This window comes from Streptomyces capoamus, assembly GCF_014654935.1.
Taxonomy (GTDB): domain Bacteria; phylum Actinomycetota; class Actinomycetes; order Streptomycetales; family Streptomycetaceae; genus Streptomyces; species Streptomyces capoamus.
Genome location: NZ_BNBF01000008.1, coordinates 168,740 through 182,022, shown reverse-complemented (window position 1 = coordinate 182,022; position 13,283 = coordinate 168,740). Strand labels below are relative to the sequence as shown.

Below are 13,283 nucleotides of genomic sequence, written 5' to 3'. Positions count from 1 at the left end.
GTCGTACTCGCGGCGGCTCAGCCCCGAGTCATGGTCGGACTGGCGGCCACCACCGCCCCCGAGGAGGAGCGACTCAGCGCCGGACCCGCAGCCGGGCCCCGGAATGCTCGGTTCAGCCCTGGAGGCGCTTCTTCACCGCGGCGGCGACCCGGCCGCCCTCGGCCTGGCCGGCCACCTTCGGGTTCACGAGCTTCATGACGGCGCCCATCGCCCGCGGCCCCTCCGCGCCGGCCGCCCTGGCCTCCTCCACGGCCTGGGCGACGATCGCGTCCAGCTCCTCGTCGGACAGCTGCTTGGGCAGGTACCGGGCCAGCAGCTCGCCCTCCGCCTTCTCCCGCTCGGCCTGCTCGGGCCGCCCGCCCTGCGCGAAGGCCTCGGCCGCCTCGCGCCGCTTCTTCGCCTCACGGGTGATCACCTTGAGGACCTCGTCGTCGGAGAGCTCGCGCTTCTCCGTGCCCGCGACCTCCTCCTTGGTGATCGCGGTGAGCGTCAGCCGGAGCGTCGAGGAGCGGAGCTCGTCGCGCTCCTTGATCGCGGCGTTGAGGTCGTCCTGCAGCTTCGACTTGAGCGTGGTGGTCATGGCCCGATTGTCGCAGGTACACGGCCGTGGCCGCCCGCGCATTTCACCGGGCGGCCGGTCTCACCACGCCCAACCGGTCTGACACGATGGGAACATGCGCGCGCGATACGGAATCCCCCTTGGCATCGTGGCGGCCGGCGCCGCCGGCCTGGTGTACGCGGCGGGCTTCGAGGCCCGTTCCTTCCGACTCCGACGGGTCACCGTCCCCGTCCTGCCCCCGGGCATGCGCCCGCTGCGTGTGCTGCAGGTCTCCGACATCCACATGGTGAGCGGCCAGCGCAAGAAGCAGCGCTGGCTGCAGTCGCTGGCCGGGCTGCGCCCCGACTTCGTGATCAACACGGGCGACAACCTGTCCGACCCCGAGGGCGTCCCCGAGGTCCTGGACGCGCTCGGCCCGCTGATGGAGTTCCCGGGCGCGTACGTCTTCGGCTCCAACGACTACTACGGCCCCCGGCTCCGCAACCCGGCCCGCTACCTGCTGGAGAGGACGAGCGGCCGGCACGGCCTGAACGGCAACCCGCCGGTGGTCGACGCGGTCCACAACCCGTGGGAGGACCTGCGGGACGGGTTCGACGCGGCGGGCTGGCTGAACCTGACGAACACCCGGGGGGTCCTCAAGATCGAGGGCGCCTCCATCGAGCTGACCGGCCTGGACGACCCGCACATCAAGCGGGACCGCTACGCCCGGGTGGCCGGCGGGCCGTCCGGCACGTACGACTTCTCGCTCGGCGTGGTCCACGCGCCGTACCTGCGGGTGCTGGACTCGTTCACGGCGGACGGCTACCCCCTGGTCCTGGCCGGCCACACCCACGGCGGCCAGCTGTGCATCCCCTTCTACGGCGCCCTGGTCACCAACTGCGACCTGGACACGGACCGCGTGAAGGGCCTGTCCAAGCACACGGCGGAGGGCCACACCTCCTACCTCCACGTGTCGGCGGGCTGCGGCACCAGCCGCTACACCCCGGTCCGCTTCGCCTGCCCGCCGGAGGCGACGCTGCTGACGCTGGTGGGCCGGGAGTAGCAGTCCGCCGGGCGGGCGCCTGCGGGTAACCCGCCCGGACGCGTCCGCCTGGCCGCCCCCCGCCCCCGCTCCTAGCGTGAGGGCATGACCGCCCCGATACCCAGGGACATCCCGGAACTGCCCGCGGTCCCGGGTCCGCCCCTGCTGCTGCCCGCCCCGGTACCGGCCACGGCGGTGGTACCGCCGGTCCGCCGCCCCCTGACCGCCGTCTTCCGTCTCCTGACCGCCGTGGCGGCGGCCGCCGGCGTCGCCCTGGAGCTCCTGCTGGGACCGCCGGCCCGCGTCCTCGGCTACTTCAGCGTCCAGACCGGCGTCCTGGTCGCGGTGGTCATGGCCCTGTCGGCGAGACGGGCCTCGCAAGCCCGCCGCCCGCTCCTCTCGGGGCTGACGGGCGCCACCCTCCTGTACGCCCTCACCAGCGCCCTCGTCTACCACCTGCTCCTGGGCCACACCACGCCCCCGTTCTCCATGACGGGCGCGACGGCGGCCCCGGAACGCTGGCACGCCCAGTGGGCGGCCCTCCAGGTCCTCCACCTGCTGGTCCCGACGGCGGTCCTGCTGGACTGGCTCCTGCTCACCCCCGCGGCCCGGCTGCACCTGCGCCAGACGGCGGCCTGGCTCCTCTACCCCCTGGCGTACCTGATCTTCTCCCTCACCCGGGCCGCCTTCCTCCCCGCGACCAACCCCTCCCGTTACCTCTACCCCTTCCTGGACGTGGCGGCCCACGGCTACCGCAGCACCCTGGCCAACGCCCTCCTCCTGGGCCTCGCGATGTACGCCCTGGCCATCCTCCTGGTGGCCCTCGACCACACCCGCCCGACCCCGGTCCGCCGCCACGCCTGAACCGGATTTCGTCCAGGGCCACCAGTGGGCTAAAGTAAACGACGTCGCCGCGACAAGCAGCGACATCGGGGTGTAGCGCAGCTTGGCAGCGCGCTTCGTTCGGGACGAAGAGGTCGTGGGTTCAAATCCCGCCACCCCGACGCCGTAGTACCAGGTCAGGGACCTGATCCGCATCGCGGGTCAGGTCCCTGAGTGGTTTGTGGGGCCATCTTGGGAGCCGTTCGGGAGCCGAGTCCGGCATCCGGCTCCCAGACGGCTCCCCTGTGAGGCGGCAACGAGAACGCGGACTCCGCCAGCGGGTGGCGAGCGCCGCGGCGGCGGAGCCGGGAGATGCCGCTCGGGCCCCGAAACGCTGTCACCGGGTCGGCTACCGCCGTGCCACCTCTAGAGTGGCATGACCACGTTCGCCGGAGCAGAGCTCGAAGAGCCCCGGAGAGCAGGAGGTGGCCGCCGTCGGATGCGAGGGCCGCCGGACACGACGGAGCGTCAGCGTGACAAGGGGGGCCGGTGGCCAGGCGGAGTGCACGTGAGAGCAACGGCGCCGTGCGCATGGCTTTGCGTACGGTGTTGGCCGGCGTCACGGGCAGCGTGATCGGTATCGCCGCGTACTCGATCAGCCAGACCGGCGGGCAGCGGCTGTCGGTCATCGTGGGGTGCCTCATCGGCGTGGGCGTGGCTCTCGGTCTGGAGCTGTACCGCAGGTCCGCTCAACTGACAGAGGTCCGTCTCGTCCTCCTCGGCAACGAGATGTCGTTCACCACCAAGACGGACATGCGTCAGGCCGCGCAACGGATGTTCTTCCAAGCCGCCACCCGGGTGGCCACCCGCCCGCTGGAGGACGGCAGCGGGAACCTGCGCGAGGCCCTGACCTCTCTCAAGACGTTGTTCGACCTCTACCGCGAGCCGCTGGAGGGGCACACGACTCCTCCTCCCCCCGCCAAGGGGGATTCGGTGTACGAACTGGCGCTGGACATCCTCAACTTCGAGCTCGCTCCGTTCCTGGCCAGGTGGCACCCCAACCTGAAGGAGTTCGAGGAGCGCCACCCCGACCGGGATGAGTCCGAGTGGCCGGAGAACGCCGCGTTCCGCGTGGAACTCCGACAACTGCAGGAACGCCTCCGGCCGTACGTGATCGGGCTGGGGGAGATCGCCGGCATCCGCGACCCGGAGCGGCATCTGCGCCCTTCGGGCCGTTCCGTGCGATCCCGTCCCGCGCTGCCGCAGCAGGAGGGGTCGAGACCCGGACCGCAGGAATGACGCCGTACCCGGCGGCGCCGCGCACCAGGCGCGGTGTCGCATGATGGCAGGGTGACGACGATCTTCTTCGTGCAGGTGCTTCGCGGACCGGCACCGGACGAGCCGGCCATCTGCCCACCCCCCCCCCGGTCGATTTTCCGGCCGTCGAGCGGAGGGGCCGGCCTGCCGCCTGAGGTCCCCGCGAGGTGGTGGAGATGATCACGCCCGACACCTTGGGACCGGAGTGGGACGTGTTCATCAGTTACAGCCGGTCCGACGCCGGAAAGGTCGGCGCGCTGGTATCCGCGCTCCAAGCGCGCCACCTGCGGGTGTTCGTCGACGACACCGCTGTGGACGACTTCGCGTCCATCACCGCCACGATCACGGAGGCACTGGCTCACTCCCGGGTCCTGCTCGCCCTGTACTCGGCGGACTACCCGCAACGGCGCGCGTGCCAGTGGGAGCTGACGTACGCGTACCTGACGGGGCAGCGCGAGGGCGATCCGCGTCGGCGGACCCTGGTGGTGAACCCCGAACCCTCTTCCGACCATGTGCACCCGGTGGAACTGCGAGACGCCCGGCACTGGCCGTGGCCCTCCACCGCGGAGGGGCTCGACCGCCTCGCCGCACGCGTGGCCGAGCACGTGGGCTCCGTCGCCACTTTCATGGGCGACGCGGCGGACGCACCGTTCGTGCCATGGCTGCCCGCGCCGGCCCGCACGGGTTCGCTCCGCTTCACCGGCCGTCTCGCCGAGCAGTGGCGCATCCATACGGCCCTGCACCGCCACCGTGCTCCGCTGATCGCCCAGAGCGGCGGAGGGCGCGGCGCGCAGCTGCGCGGCATGCCCGGGCTCGGCAAGTCGCTGCTCGCCCAGGAATACGCTCTGCACTTCGGTCCGGTCTTTCCGGGCGGCGTGTTCTGGTTCGATCTGCACCAGTACGAGCAGGCGCCCTCGGAAGCCATGGAGTCCTACGCGGAGCAGGTCTCCACGGTGCTGGCGGCACTCCGGGTGACGGCCTCGGGGTCCTCTCTGCCCCGCCTGCTCAGCCATCTCGCGGTCGCGCTCGGCGAGCGCAACCTGCCGTGTCTGTGGGTGGTGGACGGCGTCCCCGACGGCCTGACCTCGGGCCAGCTCGGTCTCCTGCGCGGCCCTCACCTGCTCACGGCCACCTTGATGACGACACGCTCCCTGCGATACGCGGCGTTCGCCGAGTGCGTCGACATGGCTCCGCTGTCGGACGCGGACGGTTTTCGCGTCCTCACCTCTCGCCGTGTTCCCCACGACGAGCTGGACCGCGCTGCCGCACTCGCGCTCGTCCGTGACGTCGGTGGCCATCCGGAGGCACTGGACCTGCTCGCCGACCTCACGGCCACCGGTGACTTCGTCGACGTACGCAATCGGCTGCACGCCTACGGCCCGGACGTGCTGGCCACCCGCCCGCCTGCGGCCGGTACCGGCGCGCCGGCTCACCGTCCCCTCGCGACGGCCCTGCTGCCGAAGCCGCTTTCCGGTGCGGACCCGGCCGGTGATGTCCTGCGTCTGCTTGCTCTCGCCTGCCCGGCGCCGCTGTCCCAGACCGCTCTGGAAGACGTACTGTCCTCCATCGGCCCCTACGATCCGTGGGAGGTGGGCGCCCTGGTCTCAGAGGCCGTGGAAGCTCTTCGTGGCTCCGGCGCGCTGCGCCACGAACCGCTGCGCGAACGGTCCTGGACCATTCATCCGTTGCTCGCCCGAGCCGTACACCGCCACGACACGAACGTGGCCCGCCAAGAAGATTTCCGTCGCCTTCTCCTGCACACGCTCGTTCCGGATGCCTCCGCCCGGACCTCGGTTCCGGGCCGGCCGGCAGCGACGACGAGTCTCCCCGAAGCCCAGCTCTCGCCCACTGTCGCGCCCGGCACCCGTCCCGGTCCGCTGGAACGGGCTGCCGCCTTCGACCTGCAGGTCGAGCTGGTCACCCGAGTCGGCGTCCAACCGCTGCCCGGGGACCACGGGTCCCTGCGAGAAGCACTGTCGTCCCTGTACTCGCTGTTCGTCACCACACGCGAGCTGCTTCATCGAGTCGCGACCGAAACCGCCACGCCCCTGACGCTTCCCGGTATCGCCGCGCGGCTGACCAACACGCATCTGCGTCCCTTCCTCACGACCTGGCACCCGGCGCTCCAGGAGCACGAGGCCGTACGACCGCCGGATGTGAGCCCGGTCGAACACGAAAGGCGCTGGAAACGCTCCGCCGACCTGCGCGCCGACCTGGCCGGGCTGCGAGAGCCACTCACATCCCTCGCCGAAGAACTCGCGGCCCTGTGTGGCGTCGACCTCCTGCCTCCTTCCTCACCGCGTGAGTGAACGTCGATCGGGGCCCCTGCCTCCTCGACCGGCAGGGCCGGACCCGTGCCGGCGCTCTGGACGTTACCTTGACGGTCCGCCGAGGGCGTCCTGACGTGGTGTTGTTGCCGGTGTGCCGGGAAGTCCGGTCGGCGAGGCCCCTCCTGATTCTCCCGACGAGAGGTCGTCGCATGCCTGCCAGCAGTCGGGACCGCTATTCCGTCGGGGCTCCCGCTCCCCGCTCTCCACACTGTCGTGCCCCGCGCCGTTCCGTTCTCTTCTTCGCGTTCGCCTTCGCCGTGATCGCCGACCCGGTGTCCTCCGTCGCCTACGCGATCGAGGCGGCGCTGCGGGCACTGCACGGGGACCTCGCGCTGCTGCTGCCCACGATGAGCCTGGTGATCGGGCTGGTCGTCGTGGTCACCGCCAACTACTGGCAGCTGGTGCGCCGCTTCCCCAAGGGCGGCGGCGCGGCGGCCCGGGCGTTCGGGCCGCGCGCGGCCCGCGTCGGTTGCGGTGGAGCCGTCAGAACTTTCCCGGGAACTTGATCGCCAGGACCAGGTATCCGACCAGGCAGGCGGCGACGATCAACCCCACGATGTGTGCGGCGTTCACCGATACTCAGCTCCTCGCGCTCCCCGGCGGCCGCCTGTGAGGTGCCGCGCCCGGATCATTGTTCCAGGGAAGCGGTTCGGCGGGTGCCGTGCAAACGTTTTGGCAGAACTCTGCCGCGCGGACGGAGGCGGGCGTGTCCCGCATGGCGGGGACCCGCCGGAGTCCGTCCGGGCCGTCAGGCGAGGGCGAAGTAGCGGAGCCACACGTAGGCCAGGGCGATGGCCACGGTGGCGGCCGTGACGACGAGGCCGTACTTGGTGAACTGCCAGAAGGAGATGGGCTGCCGGTTGCGTTCGGCGATGCCGAGGACGACGACGTTGGCGCTCGCGCCGATGGCGGTGGCGTTGCCGCCGAGGTCGGCGCCCAGGGCCAGCGCCCACCACAGGACGTGGTCACCGGAGCCGCCCATGTCGCGGACCAGGTCGCTGGTGATGGGGGCCATGGTGGCGACGTAGGGGATGTTGTCGACGATCCCGGACAGCACCGCCGAGCCGCCGAGCAGGGTCATCGAGCCGCCCAGTTCGTTGTTCCCGATGGCCTTGGCAAGCTGGTTCGAGATCTCGCCGACGACGCCGGTGTCGATGAGACCGCCGATCATGACGAAGAGGCCGGCGAAGAAGGCCAGCGTGGGCCACTCCACCTCGGCGAGGACGTCCTGGGTCTCGACCGACGACAGGGCGACCAGCAGCCCCGCGCCCAGGAGGGCCACGACGCTGGGCTCGTAGTGCAGGACCGGGTGCAGGACGAAGCCGGCCACCACCAGGGCCAGCACGATCAGGCCCTGGACCAGCAGGCGCGGGTCCTTGATGGCCTCGCCCTCCTCCAGCGCCATGATCTCGGCGGCGCGTTCCTCGTCGTAGACGAACGACTCGCGGAACATCACCCGGCACAGCAGCAGGAGGACGACGACCAGGACGGCGGCCAGCGGGGCGAGGTGCACGAGGAAGTCGTTGAAGGTCAGGCCGGCCCGGCTGGCGATGATGATGTTCGGCGGGTCGCCGACCAGGGTGGCCGTGCCGCCGATGTTCGACGCGAACACCTCGGCGATCAGGAACGGGGCGGCGGGCAGGGCCAGGCGCTCGCACACCAGCAGGGTCACCGGCGCGATCAGCAGGACCGTCGTCACGTTGTCCAGCAGGGCCGAGGCGAGCGCGGTGATGACGACGAGCATGGCCATCACCCGGAACGGCTCGGCGCGGGCGCGCTTGACCGCCCAGATGGCCAGGTACTCGAACATGCCGGTCTTCTTCAGCACGCCGACGATCATCATCATGCCCATGAGCAGGAAGATGACGTTCCAGTCGATGCCGGAGTCCTCGGAGTAGAACGCCGAGACGTCGTCCGTGGCCCCGATCGCCAGCATCAGGCCCGCGCCGCCGAGCGCCACGGCGACGCGGTGGATCTTCTCGCTGATGATGAGGGCGTAGGCGCCGACGAACACGACGATCGCCGCCCAGCTGTGCCAGTCGTTCACGGTCCTCCGGTCGGTCGCTCAGTCGGTCCGGTCGCCCTGCACGGCGGCCGGGGCGCGGTCGTGGTCGTCGTGATCGTGGTCGTGGTCGTCGTCCGGGATGCCCACGAGGTCCTCCACGTCGAACATGCGGGCGATCGGTACGTCGGTGGAGCTGTGCGCGATGATCGAGAAGGCGATGCACACCGCGATCAGCGTGTACGCCTCCTCGGCCTGCGGGATGCCGGACTGGAGCACCAGCAGGCCGTAGACCACGGACGCGAAGCCCTTCGGGCCGAACCAGGCCGCGGTGAGCTTCTCGCGTCGAGTGAAGCGGGTGCCGACCAGGGAGATCAGCAGCGACGCGGGCCGGATCAGCACGATGGCCAGCACGACCGCCACGTATCCGCCGAACGAAAGGTCACCGAAGAGGCCGGGCGTGAGCAGCGCGCCGAACACCAGCAGCGCCGCGAACTTCGCTAGCTCCGCCAGCGCCTCGCCGAGCGGTTCGAACTCCTCCTTCGCCTCCGGGGAGACGGCGGCCAGCACCGCTCCGGCGGAGAACGCCGCGAGGTAGGGGTTGGCGTGGGTGAGGTGGCAGGTGGCGTACAGGATGATGCCGGTGGCCAGCGGCAGCAGCGGCTGGAGCTTGGGCTCGGCGCCCAGCAGCCGGAACCGCACCAGCCCGTTGACGAGCAGCGGCAGCACCACGCCGAACACGAGGCCGAGCAGCAGCTCCAGGGCGATCTTCGCGAACGACGCCTCGTCCGCGTGTCCGGCGGCGGGCCCGGCCGCCGCGATCAGCAGCAGCACCACCGGCAGGGCGAGACCGTCGTTGACCCCGCTCTCCACGTTCAGCAGCTCGCGCAGCTTGGCCGGCACCTCCTTGCGGCCCACGATTGCCGAGGCGAACACCGGGTCCGTCGGTGCCAGCACCGCGCCGACCAGGAACGACGTCGTCCAGTCGAGGCCCACCAGGAAGTGGGTGACCAGCGCCATGAACACGAACGCCAGCGGCATGCCGAGGCCCAGCGCGCGTGCCGGGTTGCGCCAGTTCGCCCGCAGTTTGGCGAACGAGACGTGCATGCCGTCGGTGAACAGCACGGCGAACAGGGCCAGGTCGGCCGTGACGGAGACGATCTCGCTGTCCGGCGTGATGTGGATCAGCCCGAGGAAGCCGTCGCTGACCAGGGCCCCGCCGATGAGGAAGAGAAAAGACGTGGAGAGCACGGTACGGGCCGCCAGGCCCGACAACAGCACCGCCACCAGGAGCGCGACGCCGAACACCACCACCAGCACCATGACGGGTCCCCGATCGGAAAGAGAGTTCTCCGCATTTCGCCGACCAGGCTTCCCGGCACACCACAGGGAACTTTACAGGTCCTTGACGCGTCTCCAACAGGTTGCCCGCGGGCACGCCGGAACGCCTCCCGTTGCCGGTGTCCGGCAACGAAAGCCGCTCCCGCCTCAGCTTGTCGTTCAACGAGCGGCGTCGAACGCGGTTCGTTGAACGACAAGCTCAGCCCGCGCTCACGGCGAGCAGGCGCTCCAGCAGGTGCGAGGCGGTGATGACGCCGAGGAGGCGGGTACCGGCGGCGTTCTTCTCCACCACGGCCACGAGCGGGCTGCGTACCTGTGCCATCTGCGCGGCGATCTCCAGCGCCGTGTCGTCGGGCGCGGCGACCACCGGGGCCGGAGTCTTCTTCGACAGGCAGTCGCGCACCTTGCGGCCGGCCAACGCCTCGCAGAGCCGGTCGGCGTGACGCTCGTCGACCACGGCGGCCAAGGTCGGGTCCTCGATGACGTACTCCGGGACCAGGACCTTGACCATCTGGGAGGCGGGCAGGATCGCCTTCGGCGCGCCGAGGTCGTCCACGACCAGCAGCGCGGGCAACCGGTGTTCGGCCATCAGCCGCGCGGCGTCCAGGGCATCGCTGTCGAGGCCGACCGTCTCGTACTCCACCGCCAAGTCACGCGCTCGCACAACCGGCTCCTGTTCCCCGTCGTCCTGGCGTCCCTCGCGCGGCTGTCCCCGCGGAAACGGCCACCCGTACGGGCACGATACCGCCGGGCCGCTCGCAGTGCGCCGCCCGCCGAGGACTCGTCCTCACTCCCGTTCGCACAGGAAGGCGTCGCGGTACGCGTGGGCCCGCCGCCGGGCCTCGCGGACACCGCGCGTGGCGGCTTCCTCGATCCGCAGGCTGTCCTCGCTCGCCGCCCTGCGGCGCCGGTCCCGACGGGCCGGCACGACGGTGCTGACGGCCACGATCAGCAAGGCGGCGCCCAGCGGGACCAGAAACGCCGTCATGGCTGCTCCGGGTGTCCGCTGGCATGCCGCCCTCGAGGCTGGGCGAGCAGCGTGCGCGGGTCGGCGGCGCGGGTGATGGCGGCCTCGACGGCGGCCACGCGGTCGGCGAGGAGGCCGAGGGCGGCGACGGCGCGGACGATCTGGTCCTCCCCGGGGCCGCCGAGGGTCTGCGTACGGACGTACGCCGCCTTCAGCTCCGCCCAGCGCCGTTCCTGGGCCGGGGTGAGGGTCCCGCGCAGTTCGGCCAGTTTCAGCAGGTTGGCCTCGGCGTCGCCGGTCAGCGTCTGGGCCTCGGCGGTGAAGTGGTCGTGGATGACGGCCGAGACCTCGGTGTCGTTCATGACCGGCCGGACGCGCTGGGCGATCCTGTTCATGGTGCGGTACGAGCCCTGGAGCCGGAACGGCGGCTCGGTGCGGGCGGCGTCGGACTGCGCCGCGGAGGCGATGTAGGCGGCGTTCACCGCGAGGACCGTCTCCCTCACCCGCAGCAGGTGCCGCACCACCGCCACGATCTGCTCCACCTCGGCGGCCCCGTAGGGGTGGGTGAGCCGGTCCGCGTGTGCCGTGGGGTCGCCCTCGGCGAGGCGGACGAACAGCTCCAGGTCGGCCCGGTCGCGTCCGGCCAGCGGGACGAGCACCGGGTTGGAGGTGAGGGCGTTCTCCAGGAAGCTGTGCGCGAAGGCGTCCTCCTTGCCGGTGAGGACGTCGCCGAGGTTCCACACGTCGGCGCGGTTGGCGAGCATGTCGGGCACCTGGAAGCGGGCCCCGGACTCCGTGTACGGGTTGCCGGCCATGCAGACCGCGAAGCGCTTGCCGCGCAGGTCGTACGTGCGCGGTTCGCCGTCCCACACGCCGTCGACGCGGCGGGTGGCGTCGCACAGCGGGATGAGCTTCTGCAGCAGCTCCGGGGAGGTGTGCTGGATGTCGTCCAGGTAGAGGAGCGTGTTGTTGCCGGCCGCGAGCGCGAAGTTGATCTTCTCGATCTCCTGGCGGGCGGTGGCGTTCGGGGCCTCGGCCGGGTCGAGCGAGGTGACGGTGTGGCCGAGGGCCGGGCCACTGACTTTCACGAGCGTCAGGCCGAGCCGGTCGGCGACGTACTCGATCAGCGTCGTCTTGCCGTAGCCCGGCGGAGAGAGAAGCAGCAGCAGTCCGCCGGTGTCGGTGCGCTTGGTCTCGCCGACTGTGCCGAGCTGCTTGGCGAGGCTGTCGCCGACCAGCGGCAGATACACCTCGTCGACGAGGCGGCCCCGCACGAAGGAGGCCAGGGAGCGCGGGCGGTGGTCGTCCAGCCGCAGCCGGGAACGCTCGGCCGCCACCAGGGCGGTGCGCCGGCGCTGGTGGGCGCGGAAGGCCGGGACGTCCTGGTCGGCGAAACGGCGTGTGCGGACCAGGAACTCGTCCACTTGCAGGGGCAGTCGGCGGTCCGTGACACGCGGGTGCGTGCCGAGCAGTCCCTCGACGACCGTGGCCGGTGCGGCGTCCGACAGGTGGCGGGGCAGGCCGGGGCACAGCTCGGCGGCCACCGCCTCGGCCAGGTCGCCGGGGGTGACGTCCTGTCCGGTGGCGCAGACGTACGCCGTCAGCCACGCCTCGGCGAGCTGGCGGCGCGCGGCCGGGTCGTCGACGGCGGCCAGGTCCTCGTCGAAGGCGGCACCGTCCACCGTGCGGCGGAACGTGTCCAGCAGGGTGCGGGTGGCGGAGGCGAGGACGAAGCCGTCGGGGCCGGTCGTCAGTTCCTCGAAGAGGTACGCGGCGGCGGCGTGGTCGTACTCCCCGCCGATGGCGTCCGCCAGCTCCCGCTGGAGGTCGGCGATCGCGGGCGCGAGGCCGAAGGTGTCCCGGGCGCGGGCCAGGGACACCGCGCGCCGCGTCCAGGCGGTGCGCCGGTCCTCGGTGGTGCCGTGGGTCCAGAACAACTGCGCGGTGGCCCGCGCCGCGGGCTCGTGCCGCAGCGGGCCCGCCCGCTCGTACAGGGGCAGCAGGGCGGTCAGGATCAGCGTCGCGTCGTGGTCGTGCACGCCCCGCTCGTAGCCCTCGTCGTACGCCTCCTGCGCCGTGGCGCTCACGAGTGCGGACAGGTCGTCGGCGTCCGCGAGCGTGGCCGCGCCGTGCTCGCGCAGGAGGCGGGCGGCGAGATGTTCGGCGCGGTACACCTGCGGCGACTCGGACGGCAGGTGGCGGTCCGCGTAGGCGCGGGCGTCGGCGAGGCCGGGGTCGGTGACGGGCGCGCGGTAGTCGGTACCGGTCAGGGCGAAGGCGAGGCCGTCGCCGTGCGGGACGAGGGTGAGGTGGAGGGGCTGGGTCGTGACAGCGAAGCGGTGGGTGCCCAGGCGGATCGTGCGGCCGTCGTCGCCGTACAGGTCGCTGCGGTCGCGCAGCGCGCGGGCCGCCTCCTGGCGGGCGGCCTTCAGCCGGCCGTCCAGCTCCTCCGCCCGGACGCTGTCACCGAGTCCGCGCAGCTCCCCGGTGGTGCGGCGGACCTTGGCGACCATGGGGTCGGAGGAGAAGTAGGTGCTGACCGCGTCGGCGTCCGCGAGCGTGGCGGCGCGCCGGGCGACCGCCTCCAGGACGCGGCCGGCGGCGTCCGCGAGCTGCTCGGCGCGACGCGCCCGGGTGTCGAGGAGGTTCTGCTTGCGCGCGGAGAACGCCTCGTACACCTCGGTGCGCCGGTCCGCGAGCTCCCCCAGGAAGTCGTCGAACTCGGCGAAGCGGGACTCCAGTTCCTCCAGCCGGGTCAGCACGAACGCCAGTTGCCCGTCGCACTCCTCCGGTGTGCCGGCGGCCGCGAGCGCGCCGGTGATGTTCTGCCCGAGCAGGGCGAACTCGGCGGCGAACGCGGCGCGTCCCTCGCTGTCGCGCAGGGTGCGGCGCCGGGCGTCGAGGAGAGCGCGGGCCCGGTTGAC

The 13,283-nt window shown here is 71.7% G+C and carries 12 protein-coding genes, 1 tRNA gene and 1 pseudogene; 7 read left to right on the top strand and 7 right to left on the bottom strand.

Going from position 1 to position 13,283, the window contains the following annotated elements:
* Positions 1 to 112: 112 nt before the first annotated feature.
* Complete coding sequence (locus tag IE312_RS15370; RefSeq protein WP_189982095.1) at positions 113 to 580, bottom strand: GatB/YqeY domain-containing protein; 468 nt, start codon at positions 578 to 580, stop codon at positions 113 to 115.
* A gap of 94 nt (positions 581 to 674) precedes the next feature.
* Between IE312_RS15370 and IE312_RS15365 the strand changes: the two genes are divergently transcribed.
* The 7 genes and pseudogenes from IE312_RS15365 to IE312_RS40220 all read left to right on the top strand — a co-directional run bounded on the left by IE312_RS15365 (position 675) and on the right by IE312_RS40220 (position 6,555).
* Positions 675 to 1,601, top strand: coding sequence for a metallophosphoesterase (locus tag IE312_RS15365; protein WP_189982094.1), 927 nt, complete (start codon positions 675 to 677; stop codon positions 1,599 to 1,601).
* A gap of 84 nt (positions 1,602 to 1,685) precedes the next feature.
* Positions 1,686 to 2,444: a Pr6Pr family membrane protein gene (locus tag IE312_RS15360; protein WP_189982092.1), complete on the top strand. Its 759-nt coding sequence runs from the start codon at positions 1,686 to 1,688 to the stop codon at positions 2,442 to 2,444.
* A 66-nt stretch (positions 2,445 to 2,510) separates the two neighbouring features.
* Positions 2,511 to 2,584: transfer RNA gene (locus IE312_RS15355), tRNA-Pro, on the top strand.
* A gap of 409 nt (positions 2,585 to 2,993) precedes the next feature.
* A complete protein-coding gene (locus IE312_RS15350; RefSeq protein WP_189982090.1) occupies positions 2,994 to 3,701 on the top strand; it encodes a hypothetical protein in 708 nt (235 codons plus the stop codon).
* Between the two features lie 194 nt (positions 3,702 to 3,895).
* A pseudogene (locus IE312_RS40225) lies at positions 3,896 to 4,246 on the top strand (toll/interleukin-1 receptor domain-containing protein); the annotation flags it as partial.
* A gap of 99 nt (positions 4,247 to 4,345) precedes the next feature.
* Entirely contained in the window at positions 4,346 to 6,028 is a 1,683-nt protein-coding gene (locus IE312_RS15345) for a toll/interleukin-1 receptor domain-containing protein (protein WP_229899861.1), read from the top strand.
* 170 nt (positions 6,029 to 6,198) lie between these two features.
* Positions 6,199 to 6,555, top strand: coding sequence for a hypothetical protein (locus IE312_RS40220; protein WP_229899799.1), 357 nt, complete (start codon positions 6,199 to 6,201; stop codon positions 6,553 to 6,555).
* On the opposite strand, the gene IE312_RS15335 is transcribed toward IE312_RS40220, so the two are convergent.
* The 6 genes from IE312_RS15335 to IE312_RS40215 all read right to left on the bottom strand — a co-directional run.
* Complete coding sequence (locus tag IE312_RS15335; RefSeq protein ID WP_189982087.1) at positions 6,533 to 6,622, bottom strand: potassium-transporting ATPase subunit F; 90 nt, start codon at positions 6,620 to 6,622, stop codon at positions 6,533 to 6,535. The genes IE312_RS40220 and IE312_RS15335 overlap by 23 nt on opposite strands.
* A gap of 175 nt (positions 6,623 to 6,797) precedes the next feature.
* Entirely contained in the window at positions 6,798 to 8,096 is a 1,299-nt protein-coding gene (locus tag IE312_RS15330) for an ArsB/NhaD family transporter (protein ID WP_189982084.1), read from the bottom strand.
* Positions 8,097 to 8,114: 18 nt separating this feature from the next.
* Positions 8,115 to 9,374 (bottom strand): cation:proton antiporter, encoded by a 1,260-nt coding sequence (locus IE312_RS15325; protein ID WP_229899797.1) that lies wholly within the window; start codon positions 9,372 to 9,374, stop codon positions 8,115 to 8,117.
* A gap of 217 nt (positions 9,375 to 9,591) precedes the next feature.
* The gene (locus IE312_RS15320; protein WP_189982082.1) at positions 9,592 to 10,056 is read right to left on the bottom strand and encodes a CBS domain-containing protein; all 465 of its coding nucleotides are present in this window, start codon (positions 10,054 to 10,056) and stop codon (positions 9,592 to 9,594) included.
* A gap of 123 nt (positions 10,057 to 10,179) precedes the next feature.
* Entirely contained in the window at positions 10,180 to 10,380 is a 201-nt protein-coding gene (locus tag IE312_RS15315) for a hypothetical protein (protein WP_189982080.1), read from the bottom strand.
* Positions 10,377 to 13,283: AAA family ATPase (locus IE312_RS40215; RefSeq protein WP_229899795.1), on the bottom strand; the 2,907-nt coding region annotated here is incomplete at its 5' end. The genes IE312_RS15315 and IE312_RS40215, both read right to left, overlap by 4 nt.

Bases quoted from the DNA above. Each gene is read 5' to 3' on its own strand.
- IE312_RS15370 (WP_189982095.1), bottom strand. From the start codon at position 580: ATGACCACCACGCTCAAGTCGAAGCTGCAGGACGACCTCAACGCCGCG.
- IE312_RS15345 (WP_229899861.1), top strand. From the start codon at position 4,346: ATGGGCGACGCGGCGGACGCACCGTTCGTGCCATGGCTGCCCGCGCCG.
- IE312_RS40220 (WP_229899799.1), top strand. From the start codon at position 6,199: ATGCCTGCCAGCAGTCGGGACCGCTATTCCGTCGGGGCTCCCGCTCCC.
- IE312_RS15315 (WP_189982080.1), bottom strand. From the start codon at position 10,380: ATGACGGCGTTTCTGGTCCCGCTGGGCGCCGCCTTGCTGATCGTGGCC.
- IE312_RS15350 (WP_189982090.1), top strand. From the start codon at position 2,994: ATGGCTTTGCGTACGGTGTTGGCCGGCGTCACGGGCAGCGTGATCGGT.
- IE312_RS15325 (WP_229899797.1), bottom strand. From the start codon at position 9,374: ATGGTGCTGGTGGTGGTGTTCGGCGTCGCGCTCCTGGTGGCGGTGCTG.
- IE312_RS15360 (WP_189982092.1), top strand. From the start codon at position 1,686: ATGACCGCCCCGATACCCAGGGACATCCCGGAACTGCCCGCGGTCCCG.
- IE312_RS15365 (WP_189982094.1), top strand. From the start codon at position 675: ATGCGCGCGCGATACGGAATCCCCCTTGGCATCGTGGCGGCCGGCGCC.